At 53.0% G+C, this 20622-nt stretch carries 17 protein-coding genes; 2 read left to right on the forward strand and 15 right to left on the reverse strand.

From position 1 onward, the window contains the following. Positions 1-114: 114 nt before the first annotated feature. From ALO_RS10415 to ALO_RS10445, 7 genes are all read right to left on the reverse strand, one after another. Positions 115-999 carry a peptidase MA family metallohydrolase gene (locus ALO_RS10415; RefSeq protein WP_004095480.1) on the reverse strand — a complete coding sequence of 295 codons (885 nt, stop codon included), beginning with the start codon at positions 997-999 and terminating at the stop codon, positions 115-117. Between the two features lie 144 nt (positions 1000-1143). Next, positions 1144-1575 carry a transcriptional regulator PerR gene (gene perR, locus ALO_RS10420; RefSeq protein ID WP_004095481.1) on the reverse strand — a complete coding sequence of 144 codons (432 nt, stop codon included), beginning with the start codon at positions 1573-1575 and terminating at the stop codon, positions 1144-1146. Between the two features lie 220 nt (positions 1576-1795). Continuing rightward, the gene (locus ALO_RS10425) at positions 1796-2131 is read right to left on the reverse strand and encodes a spore coat protein (RefSeq protein ID WP_004095482.1); all 336 of its coding nucleotides are present in this window, start codon (positions 2129-2131) and stop codon (positions 1796-1798) included. A gap of 44 nt (positions 2132-2175) precedes the next feature. Further along, positions 2176-2373: a hypothetical protein gene (locus ALO_RS10430; protein WP_004095483.1), complete on the reverse strand. Its 198-nt coding sequence runs from the start codon at positions 2371-2373 to the stop codon at positions 2176-2178. Positions 2374-2489: 116 nt separating this feature from the next. Next, positions 2490-3827 (reverse strand): MATE family efflux transporter, encoded by a 1338-nt coding sequence (locus ALO_RS10435; RefSeq protein ID WP_004095484.1) that lies wholly within the window; start codon positions 3825-3827, stop codon positions 2490-2492. Between the two features lie 40 nt (positions 3828-3867). After that, a complete protein-coding gene (locus ALO_RS10440) occupies positions 3868-5358 on the reverse strand; it encodes a potassium/proton antiporter (RefSeq protein ID WP_004095485.1) in 1491 nt (496 codons plus the stop codon). A gap of 424 nt (positions 5359-5782) precedes the next feature. Continuing rightward, the gene (locus tag ALO_RS10445) at positions 5783-6268 is read right to left on the reverse strand and encodes a cation:proton antiporter regulatory subunit (RefSeq protein WP_004095487.1); all 486 of its coding nucleotides are present in this window, start codon (positions 6266-6268) and stop codon (positions 5783-5785) included. 274 nt (positions 6269-6542) lie between these two features. Between ALO_RS10445 and ALO_RS10450 the strand changes: the two genes are divergently transcribed. Both ALO_RS10450 and ALO_RS10455 read left to right on the forward strand, forming a co-directional pair. Beyond that, complete coding sequence (locus ALO_RS10450; protein WP_004095491.1) at positions 6543-8726, forward strand: Tex family protein; 2184 nt, start codon at positions 6543-6545, stop codon at positions 8724-8726. Positions 8727-8754: 28 nt separating this feature from the next. Further along, a complete protein-coding gene (locus tag ALO_RS10455; protein WP_004095493.1) occupies positions 8755-9867 on the forward strand; it encodes an aminopeptidase in 1113 nt (370 codons plus the stop codon). A 72-nt stretch (positions 9868-9939) separates the two neighbouring features. Here ALO_RS10455 and ALO_RS10460 read toward each other — a convergent pair whose 3' ends face one another. The 8 genes from ALO_RS10460 to ALO_RS10490 form a co-directional block, all read right to left on the reverse strand. Continuing rightward, entirely contained in the window at positions 9940-11643 is a 1704-nt protein-coding gene (locus ALO_RS10460) for a DUF885 family protein (RefSeq protein ID WP_004095499.1), read from the reverse strand. A 164-nt stretch (positions 11644-11807) separates the two neighbouring features. Continuing rightward, positions 11808-13061 (reverse strand): hypothetical protein, encoded by a 1254-nt coding sequence (locus tag ALO_RS10465; RefSeq protein WP_004095500.1) that lies wholly within the window; start codon positions 13059-13061, stop codon positions 11808-11810. A 165-nt stretch (positions 13062-13226) separates the two neighbouring features. After that, entirely contained in the window at positions 13227-13379 is a 153-nt protein-coding gene (locus tag ALO_RS22420) for a hypothetical protein (protein ID WP_004095503.1), read from the reverse strand. Positions 13380-13429: 50 nt separating this feature from the next. After that, positions 13430-14500, reverse strand: a complete 1071-nt coding sequence (leuB, locus tag ALO_RS10470; RefSeq protein ID WP_004095509.1) for a 3-isopropylmalate dehydrogenase — start codon at positions 14498-14500, stop codon at positions 13430-13432. Next, positions 14497-14988 (reverse strand): 3-isopropylmalate dehydratase small subunit, encoded by a 492-nt coding sequence (locus ALO_RS10475; protein WP_004095512.1) that lies wholly within the window; start codon positions 14986-14988, stop codon positions 14497-14499. The genes leuB and ALO_RS10475 overlap by 4 nt, the downstream gene beginning before the upstream one ends. Next, the gene (gene leuC, locus ALO_RS10480; protein ID WP_004095519.1) at positions 14985-16247 is read right to left on the reverse strand and encodes a 3-isopropylmalate dehydratase large subunit; all 1263 of its coding nucleotides are present in this window, start codon (positions 16245-16247) and stop codon (positions 14985-14987) included. Before leuC ends, ALO_RS10475 begins: the two co-directional genes overlap by 4 nt. Then, the gene (locus ALO_RS10485) at positions 16248-17804 is read right to left on the reverse strand and encodes a 2-isopropylmalate synthase (RefSeq protein WP_004095522.1); all 1557 of its coding nucleotides are present in this window, start codon (positions 17802-17804) and stop codon (positions 16248-16250) included. Between the two features lie 696 nt (positions 17805-18500). Continuing rightward, a complete protein-coding gene (locus ALO_RS10490) occupies positions 18501-19874 on the reverse strand; it encodes an amino acid permease (RefSeq protein ID WP_004095524.1) in 1374 nt (457 codons plus the stop codon). Positions 19875-20622: the final 748 nt, after the last annotated feature.

Consider the following 20622-nt stretch of genomic DNA (forward strand, 5'->3'; position numbering starts at 1 on the left):
TGTACCATGGGTAAGCTTCTGCCACAAGAATTCCTCAGGTACCACATTTTTGGATGCTCGCCTTCTATGTAGAAAGCATCCTCAGCTGCCCTTAAGGTCAGTAAAGGATGCTTTTTATGGATAACCGGTGCTAATATCCGTATCACCGCTATGATTCATATGATCCTTGGCCCATTCCAGCCAAGCGGCCTCATATTGTTGATAATTCAGGCCGGTAGCCTTTTGAACGGCCCTGTCGATCTTTTCTCCCTGTTCCAGGCTCTGAATCACCTGCTGCAGCGCCTGTTCCCCGTGAACCTCGGCGATGTAGCGGACAGCCGCCAGGGACTGACGATAGGCCAACGATTGATTGTCCAGCGAGTCAAACTGCGCATCCAGCTCATCCAGAGTAAACAGTCTGCCATTCAGGGTGTTGTCCGGGGTCAGCCATTCATAGCCGTTAATCTTGTATTCGGTATATTGGGCCAGCCCTTCGGTAAACCAGCGGGAATAGTTGCCGTTGGTCCGATAGTCAAATACCAGGTGAGTAAACTCATGGACCATGGGGCCGGTACGCATAAATTCTTTCGCTGATACCTTGTCTTGCAGCCAAACATCCGGCGCCAGAACCTGAATCACTCCGCCCCAGTATACCCCCATGGCGCTTTGGTTTCCCGTCCAGCCAAATGCCTTATATAACTCATCTTTATCGCTGTGCATTACTATCAGCGTCTTGCCAGCCGGGGCCTTCCCTACCAGCGCGGTCACTGGCTGATAGGAATTCTCCGCGGTTTGGGCTACTATTTCGGCCATCTTTCTGTCGCCGGCATGGTATTTGACCCGGAAGTGACCGGTCTCCAGAACCTCCAGCTGACGGGTCTCATAGTTCTGCTTGACCTGAGCCCCTTGACGCACCGTTGAATATACCAGCTTATGCAGGCGGAACGGATACAGCACGCACAGAGCAGCAATGATCAGAATCAGCACCGGAGCCAGGCTCACAGGTACTGTCTTGTTCATAGTACCCCTCCTCTCCGTCCCCTCAGTATATCACATTAAAGCACTTTCGCCCACCGGTACTTTATGTAAACAAAAAAACNCCGCAAAAAAAGATCCCCGCAGCGGCGGAGATCTTTTTTGGGCCTTTACGGCTGAAACGTGAAGCTATTGGGGCAATTTTTCTGTCTTCTGACACTCCGAACATACACCGTAAAAATAGAACTGCTGTCCGGTCAGTCTGTAGGAAGTCTGACTGGCAATCGTATCGATGAAATCGGTGGCGTCAATTCCCAGGATATCCTCCACCTTGCCGCACTTACAGCAGTTTATGTGGGGATGATTGTCTGTCTTAGCGTCATAGCGGAAACTGTCTTCCCCCACGTTTAATACCTGAATGAGTTTCAGTTCTTTAAGGATTTCAATGGTTTTATATACAGTAGCCAGACTCATAGTCGGATAAAGCGGCTGCAATTCGTTGAAAATCATTTCTGCACTGGGGTGAGCCTTAGTTTTGGCCAAAACGTCATAAATGGCCAAACGCTGCGGAGTCACTTTAAATCCCTTGTCACGCAATAATGATGTCACGCGGCATTCCACAAACAACACCTACTTTTTTAAAAATATCATGTAATAATAATTATCTTCACATTATAATAATACCGTTTTGCCCTCTTTCTGTCAAGATCATTCCGCATAAATAAAGAAAAAAGTCCTATAAAAATAATTTTCAGGACTTTTTTCTGTGTCGGAATGCATGCGTGCTAGTGGATAGACAGGAAATGAATCTGCCATCCGCGTCTTGTCAAAGCAGTTCGACTTAAGACATTTGGCCTTGCTGCTGCGCCTGTGCGCTGAATTTGGACTGAGCCTGGGCGATATCCTGGGGATTGGCGTTTTGTACCTGATAATAGCCTTTTTGCTGCATAAGGTTGAATAGTTGCTGCTGCTGGGTATAGATATCCCCCAGAACGGTCATATAATCCCGTCTTAATTGCTCGTTGCTGGCCTCAAGAATATAAGTATTCAGCGCTTCCGCCATATGTTTCGATTCGTTTAAGCATACCTGCAGGACATCCCGGTCGCTGAACTGCATGCCCTGGCCGCTCATCTGGCCTTGTTGGCCGGATTGATTCTGTTGACCTTGCTGCGCCAAAATGATTCACCTCTTATTTCTGATTAATTCGGATTTTGCCGGCGTTACTGCAGAGTTTGACCTGCGCCCAGATGCTTTTTCATAGTTTGGAAATTTTGCTGGCTCTTTTGACCGATCTGCTGCAAAAGCTGTTTTCCTTGGGTATCCTGCATGGAACTGGCAAAATGATTCATCAAATTCCCGCAGCACTGTTCCATGCTGAGAAAGTCTTCCAGATGCATCAATTCTTTAGCGGTTAGCATGTTGCATAATCCCCCCTTTCGGTTTTATCATTGCATCATTGTTAGAATGCATCGAAATAGAAGGATTATGCCACTGTTGGCAGATTCTTGGTTAGGAAATTTATTCCTGGCAAATGTCAGCAAGCCCCTTCCTCTTTCCATTTGCCGGCGCGGAAGCGGTGCCACATCACCGCGCTGCGCAGTAAAAAGTCAAGGGCGGTAATCCACCAGGCGGCGGTTATCGCATAACCCCAGACCTCGATGAACAGGTAAACAAGGGGTATACGCACCAGCCAAACTCCCACTGCAGTTACATACATCGGCCACTTGGTGTCACCGGCGCCGCGCAGGGCTCCTGCCATGACATAATACAAGGCCAGGGTAGGCTGCTCCGCCGCCGCGATCATGACACAGGCCGAACCCCACGCAATGACAGCCGGGTCTTGAATAAACAGACGGGTCAGAGGCTGGGAGAAAAAAATGAAAACAAACCCCAGTCCGCTCATCAGCCCTATAGCCATGGTCCGGGTTAACCTCGCATACTGTTCAGCCCGATGGGGGATATGCCGGCCCAGGGATTGCCCCACCAGGGTCATGGCGGCCACGGAAAAGGCGAATCCAGGCAAAAAGGAGATCGATTCAACCTGCATGGCGATTTGATGGGCGGCAAATTGTACCGGACCTACTCCGGCCAGGAGAAAGGTAAAGGCAACCCTGCCCCCCTGCATGGCCAGTTGTTCCATGCCGGCCGGCAGACTAATGCGAAGAATGCGCCGGACATCATCGGGGCGATAGACTGTCATGTCCTTTAGGCTCAGACGGATCAAAGGCTGATGCATCAGCATCACCACAGCCGCTATTCCTCCGGTCACCTGACCGGAAACAATCCCCCAGGCCGCTCCGTATACTCCGGCTGCCGGCAGCCCAATGCCGAAAATGGCCAGATAACTAATGGCAATGTTCAAACCGTTATTTAATAAACTAATCAGGAATGAGTCCCTGGTGCGTCCCACCCCGCGCAGGATCGCACAGCCAACCGACATCACCAGAAAGGTTGGCGAAACCAGGAACACTATTTTTAACAAACTGCCGGCTAACTGGGCTACCGACGGATCGGCATCGACGAGCTGAAAAATAAGTTCCGCTCCCAGGTAACCGATAGCGGCCAAGAACAGTCCAAAAATCAGCGCCAGCGTTATAGCCTGCCCGGTGATCCGCCGAACTGTCTCCCACTGCCGGGCGCCGGCCTCTCTGGCGATGATGGCGGCTGCGCCGGTGCCGGCAGCGGCAAACACCATGGCAGCGGACATTTGTACGACAGTAGCCAGACCCACTGCCGCCAGACTGACTGCCCCCAATTGACCAACCATGGCGGTTACGATTAAACCGACTAGCATCACCCCGGTCATCTCCAGCACCACCGGCCAGGACAGGGATAGGATCTGCCCGCGCATAAAATGACTGACTATATTCACAGTTTATCCCATCCGTTCTCAGCACCCCAAAAGAGAGCATTTATTGCGGCTGCGGCACATACTGCGGCTGAACCTCGGAGGAGGTCAGCAAGCGATGAACGTAATCTTTCTGCTTCTTGGGCACCAGCGTATAAATGATATCGCCCGACTGTAAAACCGTACCGCCTTTGGGCGTTACCACCGTCTGCTCCCGCACAATAGCGGCGATCAGTACTTGCGGCGGCAATCCCAGGGCAGCGATGCACCGCCCGTCGGGGGCAGTGCCCTTCTCTATTTCAATTTCGAGGATTTCTGCCTCGGTTTTCCCTAATGAAACCAATTCCAGCATATGCGGCATCTTTTTCCGTCCCGCCGCCATAGCGCCCAGTTTTTCTCCCAAATAGGAAATGGTTGATCCCTGGATGAGGGCCGAAGTCACGACCACAAAGAATACCGCGTTAAAAATAAGCTGGCTTTTCTCGATGTGCGCCATCAAGGGGTATATGGCCAAAACAATGGGGACGGCGCCGCGCAATCCGGCCCAGGCAATAAACATCCGCTCGTTTCGCTGCCATTCCCGCCCCGGTGTAGACAGCCAAACCCCTAACGGCCGGGCAACCAAAATCAACAGGGCCGACAAAGCCAATCCCTGCCAGGCCACAGCCATCAACTTTTCCGGGAACGCCAGCCAACCGAGCAGAATGAACAGAAAAATCTGCATCATCCAGGCAAACCCTTCATTAAATCGAAAAATCGCCTGACGATACACAATATCCGAATTGCCCAGGATGATCGCCATGAGATAGACCGCCAGCAAACCGCTGCCGTGCAGAAGCGAGGTAGCGCTGTAGGCTACCACGGCAAAGGCCAGGGCAAGAATGGGATACAGGCCGGAGGATTTCAATTGTACCCTGTTCACGCCCCAGACAGCCATTTTGCCGAATACAATGCCGGTCAAGCCTCCCAGCGCCATCTCCCAAAACAGTTTGAGGAGCATTTCGCTCCAACTGATATCCGGCGACTGTATGCAGCCAATCAGCAGCACCGTCAAGAAAACCGCCATAGGATCATTCATCCCCGACTCGGCTTCCAGAGTGGCGGAAAGCCGTTGACGGACATTCTTGTCTCCCATGGCGGCAAATACAGCCGCAGCATCGGTTGAGCCGACGATAGCGCCAAACAGCAGTCCTTCCAGCCAGGAAACATCCAGAAGCCACTTAGCGCAAACGCCAATCACGCCGGCAGTTGCCGCAACGCCCAGTGTCGCCAGACTCAGAGCCGGGCGCATCACCGGGCGCACCACTTCCCAATGAGTCTGCAGTCCGCCTTCAAACAAAATGACAATCAAGGCAAATATTCCAAACAGCTGTGTGACAAACGCATTGTCATAGTAGAAAAATTCACCGAGAATCAATCCTACGCCAATGTAGAAAACCAGGGACGGCATTCCCATTTTCGAGGAAAACCGGGCGCCAAGTACGCCAACAATCATGAGCACGCCTGTCAACAGGATGATGAGGTTGCTACGAGTGATTAGGTCCAATAAAGTCATGTTTATGCCGCCTCTTTGCTTTATCAAATTCAATGAATGTAATCCGCTCGTGCCGATTGCAATCTTTTACCTAAGTACAAAAGATAGTTTTGCCTGGCATACCGGCAAAACCACCTGCCATATTATATTTTCAAAGATTCTTTCTTGCTATCGCTGAGCCAATCTCTTTTTTCTATTCGTCAGGGCTTGATTTTCCCCTTCCCATCCATCATAAAATCAAATCGTTATTTGCAAAAATGCTGGCATACGCTGTGAACGAGAAACAAGCCTGCTTGGCAGATCTTGTTTCCGTCTAAATAAGAGGAGCGCCGGATCCAGGCGGATCCGGCGCTCCTTCATATGGTAAGGTTGCAGATTATGGCTCTGCTTCATGTAATGTCAAGCGAATTCCCTTTTTAAAAAGTTATCGCGGAACAGGTCCGGCTTATTTCAGTAATTGCTTCAGTGCTTTGATCTGTTTTCTTTCAGCCGCTATGACAATCGTGGCATCCTCGGTTAACACTTGCTCCGGTCCCGGATTAATTTTTTGCTTGCGGTCTTTTTCCACAATGGCAATAATCGTCGCGCCAGTCTGCTGACGCACCCCCAAATCGCCGATATTGCGTCCAATGCAGCTTGAGCCGGGTTCAATTTTATACCATTCAATCACCAATTCATCTAAAGCAATTTCCACTGTTTCAAGCGCTGTGGGTTTATAGGTCATACCTCCCACAATCGCAGCCACTTGACGGGCTTCATCATCATCCAGCGTAATCATAGAGACAGTTTCATCCAGGTCGTCATTATCAAAATGATACAGTTCTCTTCTCCCATCATCATGAATCACAATGACTAACTTATCGCCACTGCGGGTTTCTACCTGAAACTTTTCGCCAATGCCCGGCAAATGCGTTTCTTTAATCTTTAACATAACCACGCCTCCTTGAGATTATATCCATAAAGTGCTGAACAGTCCGATAGAAATAGAAATGTTTTTTTTATCTTATCACACCTCAGTAGTATTATACCATTGACTGTCAAAAGATTGTGAGCTATAAAATAAATTAGAAAACCAGGGTTGTTCTGTCAAAGCAGGAAATTTATCGTAATTCGGTTAAACTATGCTATAATATATAAAGCCTGTGCCCCAGCCTAGCGGCGGGCGGGTCCCTCATACGAATAAATTTTGTGAAGTTGGTGAAACCGTGATTGTCACTGAAATTCCCGTAATTATTGCCCGTGAGCTGAATGTCAGACAACACCAGGTTGAGGCTGCTCTCAAGCTCTTGGATGAAGGAAACACCACCCCATTTATTGCCCGTTACCGCAAAGAGGTGACCGGCGAACTCGACGAGGAACAAATCCGCTCTGTGGATGAAAGGGCTCAGTATTTACGCAACCTGGTGAAACGACAGGAAGAAATCCTGACCAGTATTACCGATCAAGGCAAGCTTACCCCGGAACTGGAGGCCTCGATTCTGGCCACCACCAAACTCCAGGACTTAGAAGACCTGTATCTGCCCTATCGCCCGAAAAAGCGCACCCGGGCTCAGATTGCCCGGGAAAAGGGGCTGGAACCGCTGGCCGAAATCCTTTTGGCCCAGGAACAGCAAAGCGGCGATCCGCTGGACTTTGCCAAAGAATTTATCAATCCGGAAAAAGAGGTCCATACAGCAGAAGAGGCCATGGCCGGGGCTTTGGATATCATTGCCGAGCAAATCAGCGAACGGGCCGATTTTCGTGCTATGCTGCGCAAGCAGTTGTGGAATACGGCTGAAATTTCCACCGAATTGGCGGTGCCCGAAGCCGACGCCAAAGAAGTCCTGATGTACAAGGAATACCGTGAGCCGGTGAAACGGATGCCTTCCCACCGGATTTTAGCTATCAACCGGGGCGAAAATAAAGAAGTGCTGAAAGTGCACCTTCATGCCCCCCATGATACCAACACCGATCTGATCGCCCGGCAGGTAATCACCAAGCCGTCGATCTTTTCCGGTCTTTTGCAGGAGGCAATTGCCGACAGCTACAAGCGGCTGCTGTTTCCTTCCCTGGAACGGGAGCTGCGGTCCCTGCTTACGGAAAATGCCGAAAAACAAGCCATCCGGGTGTTTGGCCTCAATCTGCGACAGCTTCTGCTGCAGCCGCCTTTGGCCGGCCATACGGTCATGGGCCTTGATCCCGGCTACCGCACCGGCTGCAAAATGGCGGTGGTCAGTCCCACCGGCGCGGTATTGGAGTACGGCGCCATTTATTTGACCATGAGCGAGACCCAAAAAGAGAAGGCGGCCGAAGTGGTGCTGACGGCCATTAAAAAGCATGGAATCGGCCTGATCTCCATCGGCAACGGCACTGCCTCCTACGAAACCGAAGAATTCGTGGCCACTCTAATCGCCAAGCATAATCTGGCAGTTCACTATATCATCACCAACGAAGCCGGAGCCTCGGTATACTCGGCGTCCAAGCTGGCCAAGGAAGAAATGCCGGACCTGGACGTGACCATCCGTGGCGCAGTGTCCATTGCCCGGCGGGTTCAGGACCCCCTGGCCGAACTGGTAAAAATCGACCCTAAATCCATCGGCGTAGGTCAGTATCAACACGATGTGAATCAAAAGGAACTTAACAATACCTTAGGCAATGTGGTGGAGTCAGCCGTAAATCATGTAGGGGTAGAGTTGAACACCGCCTCGCCGGCGCTTTTGACTTACGTAGCAGGCATCAATGCCAACGTAGCCAAAAATATCGTAGCCTACCGGGACGCCAACGGCGTGTTTAAAAGCCGCAAACAGCTGCTCAAGGTACCTCGCCTGGGCCCGGCGGCCTTTACTCAGTGCGCCGGTTTCCTGCGCCTGCAAAAAGGCGAGAATCCCCTGGATAATACGCCGGTGCACCCGGAATCCTACCCTATCGCCGAAGCCATCCTGAACCGCCTGGGATTCGGCCTGGAAGACCTGGCCAACCGGGAAAAGCAGCAGCTGATCCAAAAACAGCTGCCGGCTGCCGACCCGGCCAAACTGGCCAAGGAACTGGACGCCGGCGAACCAACCGTGCGGGATATCCTGTCCGCCCTGGCCAAACCCGGCCGCGACCCCCGGGAAGATCTGCCGGCGCCCCTGACCCGCAAGAATGTCGTCAAACTGTCTGATCTCACTCCCGGCAGCATCGTCAAGGGCACGGTGCACAATGTGATCGATTTCGGCGTATTTGTAGATATCGGCATCAAAACCAACGGTCTGATCCATCGTTCCGAACTCAGCGATAAACCCTTCCGGCACCCTCTGGATGTAGTGTCAGTCGGAGACATTCTGGATGTAGTGATCCTGAGCGTGGATGAGGATCGGGGCAGAATTGCTTTGAGCCTGAAGCAGGCGGTCAAGCAACTGGCCAAATAAAAGTGTAAAAATTCCGGAGGTGCTGTCCATGGACCCGCGTATTCAAACCCTGGCAAAAAATCTGATCCGGTATTCCACCAGTCTTCAGCCGGGGGAAAAAATCCTGATTGAGGTTTTCGACACGGGCATCGACCTGGCCAAGGCTTTGGTTGACCAGGCTTATCAGGCCGGCGGCATTCCCTTTGTCATTGCCAAAAACAACGCGTTGCAGCGGACTCTTCTCACCGGAGCCAGCGAAGAACAAATGAAGGCATACGGCGACTGGGAGGCCGGTTTGATGCGCCAGATGCAGGCTTACATCGGCCTCCGCGCTTCCGACAATGTCAGCGAACTGTCCGATGTGCCGAAGCAGCAGATGCAATATTACCAGCAGCACTGGTGGAAACCGGTCCACACCGACGTCCGCCTGACCGGCACCAAATGGTGCGTCCTGCGGTATCCTACTCCTTCCATGGCTCAGCTGGCCGGTATGAGCACCGAGGCCTTCGAGGATTTTTACTTCAAGGTCTGCAATCTGGATTACGCTAAGCTGGCCGCTGCCGAAGACCCGTTAGTCGACCTGTTCGATCGAACCGAGCAGGTGCAGATCATCGGTCCGGGCACTGACCTGACCTTCTCGATCAAAGACATTCCTGTCGTGAAATCCTGCGGCCTGCGCAACATTCCGGACGGAGAAGTCTTCACCGCCCCGGTCCGTCATTCGGTGAACGGATACGTGACCTATAACACGCCGGCGATTTACCAGGGAGTCACCTATGAAAATGTCCGGCTGGAGTTCTCCCAAGGCAAGATCATAAAGGCAACCTCCAATCAGACAGAAAAACTGAATAAAGTCCTGGACACCGACGAAGGATCCCGTTATATCGGGGAATTTGCTCTGGGGGTAAATCCCTATATTCATCACCCGATGAAAGATACTTTATTTGACGAAAAGATTTGCGGCAGCTTCCATTTTACTCCCGGCAACGCCTATCAGACCGCTTTTAACGGCAACCAGTCCGCTATCCACTGGGATCTGGTGGCGATTCAGACCCCGGAATACGGCGGCGGCGAGCTCTGGTTCGACGACGTCCTGATCCGCAAAGACGGCCGGTTCGTCCTGCCGGCCTTGAAAGGGCTGAATCCGGAGAACTTCGAATAAAAATAGCAGCATACATAGAATAACAGCAGGGATTGCCGGCGGCAATCCCTGCTGTTATTCTATCTGGATTTCTCAGAGAAGTCCCTGATTTTGAAACACCCGGCGCAGATACGACACCGGCATGGCCCCGGCTGACAGATACACCTGATGGAACAGCCGGTCCAAGGCCAGCCCCTCTTCCTTTCCCCGGCGGGCTTTGGCCAAATCCCGCTTCAGTTTCCAAACCAGCCGGTTGCCAGTGAGATAGGACAGCGGATATCCCCTGTCCTGGGAGTACCAGTTCAGTTCGCCTTGGGCCCGGGCCGGGGTAAAGCCAGTGACCTTATCCAGCAGCCGGCCGGCATTGACAAAAGGATCCGGATCAGAAAGGTCGGTTTCGACCCCCACATCCAGGCACTCCGGATCTCCGGTCATAAAGTAAAGATCAATGGCCACTCTCGCGCCAAGCCGGGCAATATCCCGCTGGCAGATAAACCGGGCCTCGTCGGTCAGATCTCCCATATAGCCCTGATCCAGCATATAGTCTTCCAGCATAGTGGTCCACCCTTCGGCCTGATCCATGGCGTTGAGATGACGGCGGATGACGGAAGGGTGAGAAGCAGCGGCGGCAAACTGCAGATGGTGGCCGGGGATGCCTTCATGAATCAGCATGACCGGTATGGACAACTCGGTGTGTTCGTCCAGCAGTTCCTGCCCCAGAGTCAGATAAATAATACTGCGCCTGACGCCGGCCCGGAAAGGCGGCGGCGACATCATGGCCCCGGCCGGAATCGACGGCTGCATAAAGCCGGGAGTCCGGATGATCAGCATATCCTGATCGGCCGGCACCGGGAAGAGATCCCGCTCAGCAATAAACTGCAGGATTTTTCCCCGCTCGGCTTCATACCGCTGCAATATGCCGGAGAAAGACCCATCTTTGCCAGGATCAACCTGGTACTGTTTATTCAGGTACTGCTGCAGCTGAACCGTCTGTATATTCTTATCCAGCTTATACTTAGCCGCCAGCTTGGCCCGGAGTTCCTCCACCGTGGCGGCATTTTCGGCTAAAAAGTCCCGCGCCATGCTTTTCAGGCTTTCCATAGACTTTTCAATGCCCCGCAGCCGGATAATTTCGCGGGTTTGACCGAGTCCCACTGCGAATTGACCGGTTACAGGCATCGCCTGAAGACGGTGCAGATAATCGCTCAGGGCGGTCTCCGCCTTTTCCCTGGCCCGGTTCAGCCGCGCCAGACCAGGATAGCTCTCCTGCCTGGCCCACTGAGAGACAGTGGCAAACAGATCCGGCAATTCCCGGACCTTTTCCTCATCCACATCCCGCCAACGCTTGACTGGCGTATCCAGGCGGCCCAGCAGGCCGTCCAGATAGTCAGGAACCTTTTCCAGGCGGCAGGTGATATTATCCAGCCGTTCAGCCGCCGGCCGCGGGTCACTGACAAACAGGAGAAAAAGCCCGTTGCTGATGTCCTCACCGGCCGTAGGCATTTGAAACCGCTCGGGTTTGCCGTTAAACCGGCAGGTATCGCCAAACACAGAGTATTCTACTTCTAAAGCCGCCAAGTCCAGGTCCAGCTGCTTTTCACAGTCCAGGTCTTCCCGGGGGACATGGCGAATCTCCGCCAACAGTTCATTTCCTTCCCTGACATTGGCCTGACTGGCCGCCAAAGACGGATCCGGCAGCTCATCCAAATGTTTGTCCACCCCCAAGGTCACGCAAGCATTGGCGTCCCTGGTGAAATAAGCGTGGAATTTCTGTGTGATCGAATCATATGCAGACAATTGTTTTCATCCTTTCCGTGGTGCTTCGTCCTAACTCCGAGACCGTTCAAAAAGGTCCAGATGTTAGGCGCGACGAGGACGGGCGTGAGACTGTACGTTTGCAGGGTACGTCGAACGCCCGCCCGCAGGAGCAACGACGCAGATGGGCCTTTTTCAACGGTCTCCTAACGGGACTTGAGACTGAGCAACCTTATAGCCCCGTCCCGGGGCGCTCTTCCCGCTCCATGCACTCCGATATAATGAATAACCTTCGGTTTCGGATCCAGTTCCATAAGTTCAAAACTTACTGTCTGCCACCGGTCCGGCTCGACCTTTACGCCTCTCAGGGAAATGGCCGGCGGGACCGGGTCCAGGCAGTACAAGCCGCGCCAAAACACAGACCTGCTGTTTTCCGAGGCGCCCTCCGGCAGCTTGTCATGAAGGATGCCCTGCTCATCGGTATAGACCACAAAGAGAGCTACCGGCGCCTCATTGCCATTCCAGCCTGTGCCGCCCATGGACTGCCGCTCCAACCTGATATCGGCTGTCACGATCAGAGATGAGCAGCCGCTTACATCGGCTTCGATCCTCTGCCTTACCCCTACCCGGCTGTCGCCGAAAGCCTGTTTCAGCTGTAAGCCTTCATTATGAGTGATCAGTTCAGTACGATATTCGGAGGGCTGAAAATCCTGTTCCACCTGCCAGCCGGCTGCAAGCTGCCGAAAACCGGGATTGGTCACCAGTTCCCGCCCTTCTTCCGGCGCCACCAGCGCCACTTTGCGCACTGCCGCCGACCGCCCGGCCCAGCCGGCCCCCTGTATGCCGACAGCATGGATGGTCTTAGGCCGGGGCATCAGCCGCATTAAGTCATAGGTAAAGGACGACCAGGCCCCTTGGACCACCGGCACACCGTCGCCGGCCTGAACCGGCAGCTGGGACGGCAGATAATAAAAACCCCGCCAAAACATCCGGTTGCCGCTTTGGGCGTCCAGGCTGTTGTGGAGCAGGCCGTTCTCGTCGGTATAAATACAGTATACGGCAACCGGCGCCTCGGTCCCCGTCAGTCCCAGGCCATCCTGTCGGGCGGCATCCACCCTGACTTCCACCGAAAGCAGCAAGGACGAATAAGAAGCCACATCCACCGCCAGTTTCTGCTGGATTCCCTGCCGCGTGTCCCCAACCTTGCCGTTTAGATACACCGTATTGTCAGACCAGCTGATTCCAACCGGCTGATTGCCGGCAGGCTGAAAGTTCTCCTCAAACTCCCAGCCTGCCAGCCTCTGCTGAAAACTGCCGTTTTCTATGAAATCATAAGCCGCAAATGCGGGAGACGTCAGAAGCAGGAGGCCGATCACCGGCAGCAAGAAGAGCCGCCCGATGGCCTGAACGCCTGCCTGCATCAATCGTTTAACCGTTTTACCCCTATCTCCTGTCAGCATGCTCAACATGTCCACCTTGTTTTAGTTTTTACACTGTATTATTCATGATACGCTGCCCGCGGAATTTTTCCTGCTCCCATTGGAAATGGAAAGCAGAAGAAAAGCAAGCGATATTCAGAGCGAATCCCGCTTGCTTTTCTATAGGGAAAATCCTACGATTCAGTATCAGTTACCTCCTGACAGGCGGATCAAATTCTCATCTGCTCTGGGATCGACGCCCCCCAGTTCATCGCTAATGCCGCCCACATGGTTCAGATCGCTGTGTGCATTGGTAGCAACCGGCTTTTTGCCCTGCGTTTGCTCATACTCGTCTTGCATCTTCTCACCTCCTTTTCTTCGGCTATCAGATGGTAGGGGATCTATAGGAATCAGCGAAGGTTCTCCAGAATTTTACGGCCCATTTCTTCAGTGGACAGCTTGGTCAGTCCGGGTTGATACAAATCAGCCGTGCGATAGCCGTCAGCCAGGCTGCGTTCCACCGCTGCCTCGATTTGCCCGGCTGCCGCTTCAGCGCCGAAAGAATGACGCATAAGCAGAGCGGCTGACAAAATGGTCCCGATGGGATTGGCGATCCCCTGGCCGGCAATATCCGGAGCAGAGCCATGAATCGGTTCATAGAGTCCCGGCCCGTCGCCTAAGCTGGCCGAGGGGAGCATCCCAATGGAACCGGTCAGGACGGCGGCCTCGTCGCTCAAGATATCGCCAAACAGGTTGCTGGTCACCACCACGTCAAACTGCTTCGGGGACAGGACCAGCTGCATGGCGCAGTTATCCACATACATATGGTCTATTCTGACATCGTCGTATTCTTGCGCCACCTGGCCGGCAGTCTTTCGCCACAGGCGGGAGGAAGCCAGCACATTGGCCTTGTCAACCGATGTCACTTTATTACGGCGTTTTCTGGCGACTTGACAGGCCAAACGGAGGATGCGCTCAATTTCCGGCCGGCTGTAAGATTCGGTATCCCAGGCCTGTTCCCTGCCTTCGACCATGCCAGCCTCCATACGCTCGCCATAGTAAATGCCGCCGTTCAGTTCCCGGACAATGAGCACATCCACACCGGTGACAATTTCCGGTTTTAGCGTTGAGTAGTTTGCCGTAACCGCCGGAACCCTCACCGGACGAAGATTAGCGTACAGCCCCAGTTCTTTGCGCAACCCTAAGATGGCCTTTTCCGGCCGGATCTCCGGGCTGACCTGGTCCCATTGGGGACCTCCCACTGCTCCCAGCAGGATAGCGTCGGCCCGCCGAACTGCGGCCAGAGTTTTTCCCGGCAGCGGAGTATCATAGGCGTCAATGGCCGCGCCGCCGGCCAGATGGGTTTCAAAAGTAAACTGAATACCGCTCTTAGCCGCCGCTTTCGTCAATACCGCCTGAGCCGCGGCTATAATTTCCGGCCCGATGCCGTCACCGGGGATCAATACGATCTGCTTATTCATGCCTTAACCCCCTTAAGGTATTCGATCAAACCGCCGGCGGCGGCGATTTCCTGCACAAAAGACGGTAGGGGCTGGGCCTGAAATACTTTGCCGCTGCTGAGACTGGTAACCGTCCCCTTTGCCAAATCTGCCGCGAGGGTGTCGTCGGCGGCAATTTCATGGACTGCCGGTCCTAGTTCCAATAGAGGCAGGCCAATGTTAATGGCGTTGCGGTAAAAGATGCGGGCAAAGCTGTCAGCCACTACGCAAGCGATACCGCTGGCCTTAATAGCAACCGGCGCATGCTCCCGGGAAGAGCCGCAGCCGAAATTCCGGCCGGCCACGATCATCTCACCGGGTTTTACCTTGCCGGCAAAGGTCGTATCAATGTCTTCCATGCAATGTTTAGCCAGTTCCTTGGGATCGGCGGTATTGAGATACCTGGCCGGAATAATGGCATCCGTATCCACATTATCGCCATAAATCCATATTTTCCCCTGTAAAATCATTGCGCCACCTCCTCAGGAAGGCCGATACGGCCCATAATTGCACTGGCAGCGGCCACTGCCGGGCCGGCCAGATAGACCTCGCTGTCCACATGCCCCATCCGGCCCCGGAAATTGCGGTTTGTGGTGGCTACGGCCTTTTCACCGGCAGCCAGGATTCCCATATAGCCGCCGAGACAAGGGCCGCAGGTGGGAGTGCTGACCACTGCGCCCGCTTCAATAAAGGTCCGGATATAGCCCTTTTCCATGGCTTCCAGATAAACTTCCTGCGAACCGGGAATAACGATGGCCCTCAGCCGGGGATGAACTTTTTTCCCCTGCAAGATGGCCGCCGCCTGAGCCAGATCGTCCAGACGCCCATTGGTACAGGAGCCGATGACTACCTGATCGATGGGTACATCCGTCACCTGACGGGCCGGCTTTACGTTTTCCGGCAAATGGGGCAGGGCTACTACCGGCTCCAACTGTGAAAGGTCAATCGTTACGGTGCGGGCATAGCGGGCGTCCGGATCGGCATGCATCATCTCATAGGGGCGGCTTACCCGGCCCTTCAGATAAGCCAGGGCAATATCATCCACCGGGAAAATGCCGTTTTTGGCCCCGCCTTCGATGGCCATATTAGCGATAGTCAGCCGGTCCGCCATAGTCAGGGAACTCAGTCCCGGTCCCGCAAATTCCAGGGACTGATAACGGGCCCCATCCACTCCGATCATGCCGATCAAAGTCAGGATCACATCTTTGCCTGTGACCCATTTATTAAGTTTCCCGCTTAGCGCCACCTTAATGCTGGCCGGGACTTTAAACCAGGCAGTACCGGTGGCCATGGCGGCGCCGGCATCGGTAGAGCCGACACCGGTGGCAAAGGCGCCTAACGCGCCATAGGTGCAGGTATGTGAATCCGCCCCGATAATCACTTCTCCCGGCGCCACAAGACCGACTTGAGGCAGCAGTACATGTTCGATGCCCATGCGGCCCACTTCAAAATAGTGAGTGATCTGGTGCGCACGGGCGAAATCCTTGATAGCCTTGGCTTGTTCCGCCGACTTGATGTCCTTGTTCGGAATGAAGTGGTCCGGCACTAAAACTATTTTCTCTTTGTCAAATACCGGGCGTCCGATTTTTTTAAATTCCTGGATCGAGGGAGGGCCGGTGATATCGTTGGCCAATACCAGGTCTACCGGGCACTGGATCAGCTGTCCCGGTTCCACCCGGGACAAGCCGGCCTTGCGGGCGAAGATTTTTTCCGTCATGGTCATTCCCATTTAAATTCCCCCTGCTGCAATTTTTGTTATGGCGGCACTAGGCTGCAGGCAGACCGGCGGCATCTTGTTAATAGCGTTTAAGTAGGCTTTGGCGCTGGCTTCAATCACATCCGTGGAAATCCCCCTGCCGGCAAAGACCCTGCCATCCTGCTCAAGATGGACAGTGGCCTCACCCAAAGCATCCTGACCGGCAGTAACGGCTTTCAATTGATAATCCTTAAGTTCCACCGGGAACCCCACTGCCTGCTCAATCGCCCGAAAGACGGCGTCAACCGGGCCGTCGCCGCAGGATGCCTGCTCCGTCAGACCGGCCTTGGACTCCAGCTTTACCGAAGCAATGGCGCTGCCCTGACTGCCGCTGACCACATGATGCTCTACCAAACGGTAGTGTTCGCTTTCCCGGAAACTGTCCTGCTGTAACGCCAAGGCTTCAATATCCCGGTCATAAACCACTTTTTTGCGGTCAGCCAGCTGTTTGAATTGCCGGAACAAGTCGTCGACGGTGTGGCTCTCCAATTGATAGCCCAGATGCTTTAACCGTTCCTCAAAAGCATGACGGCCGGAATGTTTGCCTAACACGATTTGATTGGCGGCCAGGCCGATAATCTCAGGTGCAATAATTTCATAGGTCAGGGCATTATTCAGTACACCGTGCTGATGAATGCCTGATTCATGCGCAAAAGCGTTATCGCCCACCACGGCCTTGTTGGGCTGAATCACTACCCCGCTCAGGCTGCTGACTAAGCGGGAAGCGCGATAAATCCGGGACAGATCCAGGCCGGTATGCAGGCGGTAGTAGTCGCGGCGGGTGTATAAAGCCAGAGCCAGTTCTTCCAGGGAGGCGTTACCGGCCCTTTCTCCCAGGCCGTTGATCGTGCATTCTATCTGAGCAGCCCCATTTTGCGCCGCTGCCAGGGAGTTGGCCACTGCCATGCCTAAGTCGTCGTGGCAATGGACGCTGACGGTAACATCTTCAATGCCGGGAACTCTCTCCCGGATGAACCGGATCAGGGCGCCGAATTCATCCGGCGCAATAAAGCCAACTGTATCCGGCACGTTGATGACGGTAGCACCGGCAGCAATGGCGGCCCCGTACACCTGGCAAAGATATTCCCAATCGGAGCGGGTAGCGTCCTCAGCTGAAAACTCCACATCAGGAACGAACCGCCTGGCACAGGCCACAGCTTCCCGGGCCGCCGCCAGGACCTGGTCCCGGCTCATTTTCAGCTTATATTGCAGATGAATATCGCTGGTGGCAATGAAAGTATGAATGCGGGGGCGTTCGGCGGCCCGGAGGGCCTGGGCGGCTGTCTCGATATCTTTTCTTTCGGCCCGGGCCAAAGCGGCAATCACCGGACCTTTTACCTCGGCGGCGATTTGGCTGACTGCCGCAAAATCGCCGGGAGAGGCCACGGGAAACCCGGCCTCAATACAATCCACTTTCAGTCTGGCCAAACTTTGGGCAATCTCCAATTTTTCTTTTACATTCAAACATACCCCCGGCGTCTGTTCGCCGTCACGCAATGTTGTATCAAAAATTTTAATGACTTCAGACACAATGACTCATCCTTTCTTTATGGTCATTAGGTCAAGACACGACGCCGGCAGTCGCAATCTTGCGGTCTATAAATAAAACGCCCCTATTGATGCTGTAAAACAGCATCAATAGGGGCGTCTAAACGCGGTACCACCCTACTTTGGCCTCATTGCGCCAGCCGTCGACTGACTTCCGGTTAACGCCCGGCCACGCTGGGGCTAAAAGCATGCCGGGCCCGGCACACACTTCACCGCCAGGACTCCTGGGTGAGTATCAGGCTGGTCCCCGCACCGGTTCGCAGCATCCACCGGCTCTCTGCAGCGGCATTTCCATCCCTTGACCCCATCATCGTCAGACTTATGCCATATTGTATGAGCAGAAAAATAAACAAAACCCTGCGTCAAGTTCTCCCTTAATAAGGGTAAGAAACCTGCCGCAGGGTCTTTTATACCCACGGTGTAATATGGCCACCGCCATATCTTGCATCGCTCGGTCACAGTCCTGTCGCCAGCGGAACCCTAGATGCACTTTCCTACAAACCAAGTTTGTGTATATATTATTTTGTATACATTATTGCATGGTTTTTCGCGACTGTCAAGAAATTTCCATCAGAAAGGGCCGGCCTCATGAGTCAGACCGGCCTAGGTTGCATTACTGCTTGTTTACTTGGAGCCATCCTTGTATAAAGATGGTTAAGCTTTGGGGCGGAGGAACCTTTAGCGTCTGTTTTGCCCCAGCCCCAAAAAATAATAAGCAGCTGTCAGCATGATCAGCCAGATCGGCCCGACGATCATGGCCATGCGCGTATCGGGATCAAGGCACATCACAACAGCCACAAATGCCAGAAACACCAGGCAGACCCAGTTTATGACCGGATAGCCGGGCATCGGATATTTCAGTCCAGCCTGCTGCTGCGGTGTTAATGCCTTTCGGAACCGCAGCTGCACCAGCACGATAATGGCCCAGACCCACAAGGCGGCAAAGGTGCCGATGCTGGTTACATATGTAAATACTTTGGCGGGAACCAGATAATTAAGCCCAACGCCGAGCAACAGAAAGATCGCTGATACCAGAATGGCGTTTCTCGGTACTTTGCTGCTGTTCAGATTGCCGAACAAGCCGGGAGCCCGGCCTTGCAGCGATAGATTGTACAGCATGCGGCCCGTGCTGAAAATGCCGCTGTTGCAGGACGATAATGCGGCGGTTATGACAACAAAGTTAATCATCCCGGCCGCGGCCCGGATGCCCAGTTTTTCGAAAATCAGCACAAACGGGCTGCCGATGGTTCCCAACTGATTCCAGGGATAGAGGGACATAATAACGAACAGGGCTCCAATATAGAAGAGAAGTATCCGCCAGAGAACTTTATCGATCGCAGCCGGCAGGGATTTCCCCGGATTTTGGGCTTCGCCGGCGGTAACTCCGATCAGTTCAATCCCTACATAGGAAAACATTACCATGACTAGCGCCATCATAATGCCTGACAAGCCCTGGGGGGAAAATCCGCCATAGACCCAGAGATTGGAGATGCCAATCGGCACCCCATTGTTGCCGAAACCAAAAATAATCATTCCCAAGCCCGCGACAAGCATAAAGATGATCGTGACGATTTTTATGAGAGCAAACCAGAACTCAAATTCGCCGTAGGCCTCAACGGCAATCAGGTTAATAACCGTCATGCATATCAGAGCTGCCAGGGCCGGAATCCATTGGGGAATCTCCGGAAACCAGAACTGCATGTATACTCCAACTGCTGTGATTTCGGCCATACAGGTGACACTCCACATGAACCAGTAGGTCCACCCCGTCAGATAACCGGCCAGCGGTCCCAGAAACCGATTGGCGTAAGCGCTGAAAGAACCGGAAACCGGATAGGCCACAGCGACTTCGCCCAGCGCGCGCATAATGTAGAAGATGATAATCCCGCTGATCAAATACGCAATCATTAAAGCCGGGCCGGCCGCCTTTATGGCAGTGGCCGATCCCAGGAACAGGCCAACGCCGATAGCGCCGCCGAGGGCAATCAGTTGAATATGACGTTCCTGCAATCCTCGGTGTAAGTCTTCGTGCAAACCACTTTTTTTCACCATGCATTTTTCTCCTTGTAATTTTATTTCAGGAACACACAGGCCTAACCCCCACTATCCAGAATTTGAACTATATTACCCACTATGTATTTTCGCTAAGAATTATGCCAGTATTTACCTGTTCGGAGAATCGACTATAAAGCGGGCATCTTAGAAACAATACAAAATTAAAGGGAAAAGGCGCAGCATTTTTAAACGAAGGAATCCGGCTATTCGCAAAACTGATTTTGAAATTTATTCACAGCATTCGTAAAGCTAAACCAACCTATGACAATGCTGTTTACTCTTTTATGCTCAAAAAAGAAGCTGGAGGAGAACCCGTAAGAGTGGTAAAAGTCACCGGACTAAAAAAATTTTTACGCATATACTACGCCAGGGTGAAAGCGGCTTACTCCGTCTGGCTCCCCACTATTCTATCTCTTGCAATCTTGGGGATAGCTGCTTTCCTATGCTGATATTTTTTCTTAATCATTGCTTGACAAAGCTTTACAGGTTCCATTAGCTGATCTCTGACACTCTAAAAAGGATATAAAAGAAAACAAGCGATATCCATAGACCTCGCTTGTTTCCTATTTTTTCCCTGAACACCTAATTTTGAGTCAATAAATTTTAAAATTACCGCATAAGTTTAACGCTTGCTGTCAGCTAACCCGTACCCTAACACTGCTTAATTAGCGATCAACCTCTTCCCGCTTTTCGTGGTATGGTTATCACCTCTATTTTTGAGGATATCATTTTATCGGCTGCTCGT

The sequence above is a fragment of the Acetonema longum DSM 6540 genome, from assembly GCF_000219125.1.
In the GTDB taxonomy this organism is placed as follows: domain Bacteria; phylum Bacillota; class Negativicutes; order Sporomusales; family Acetonemataceae; genus Acetonema; species Acetonema longum.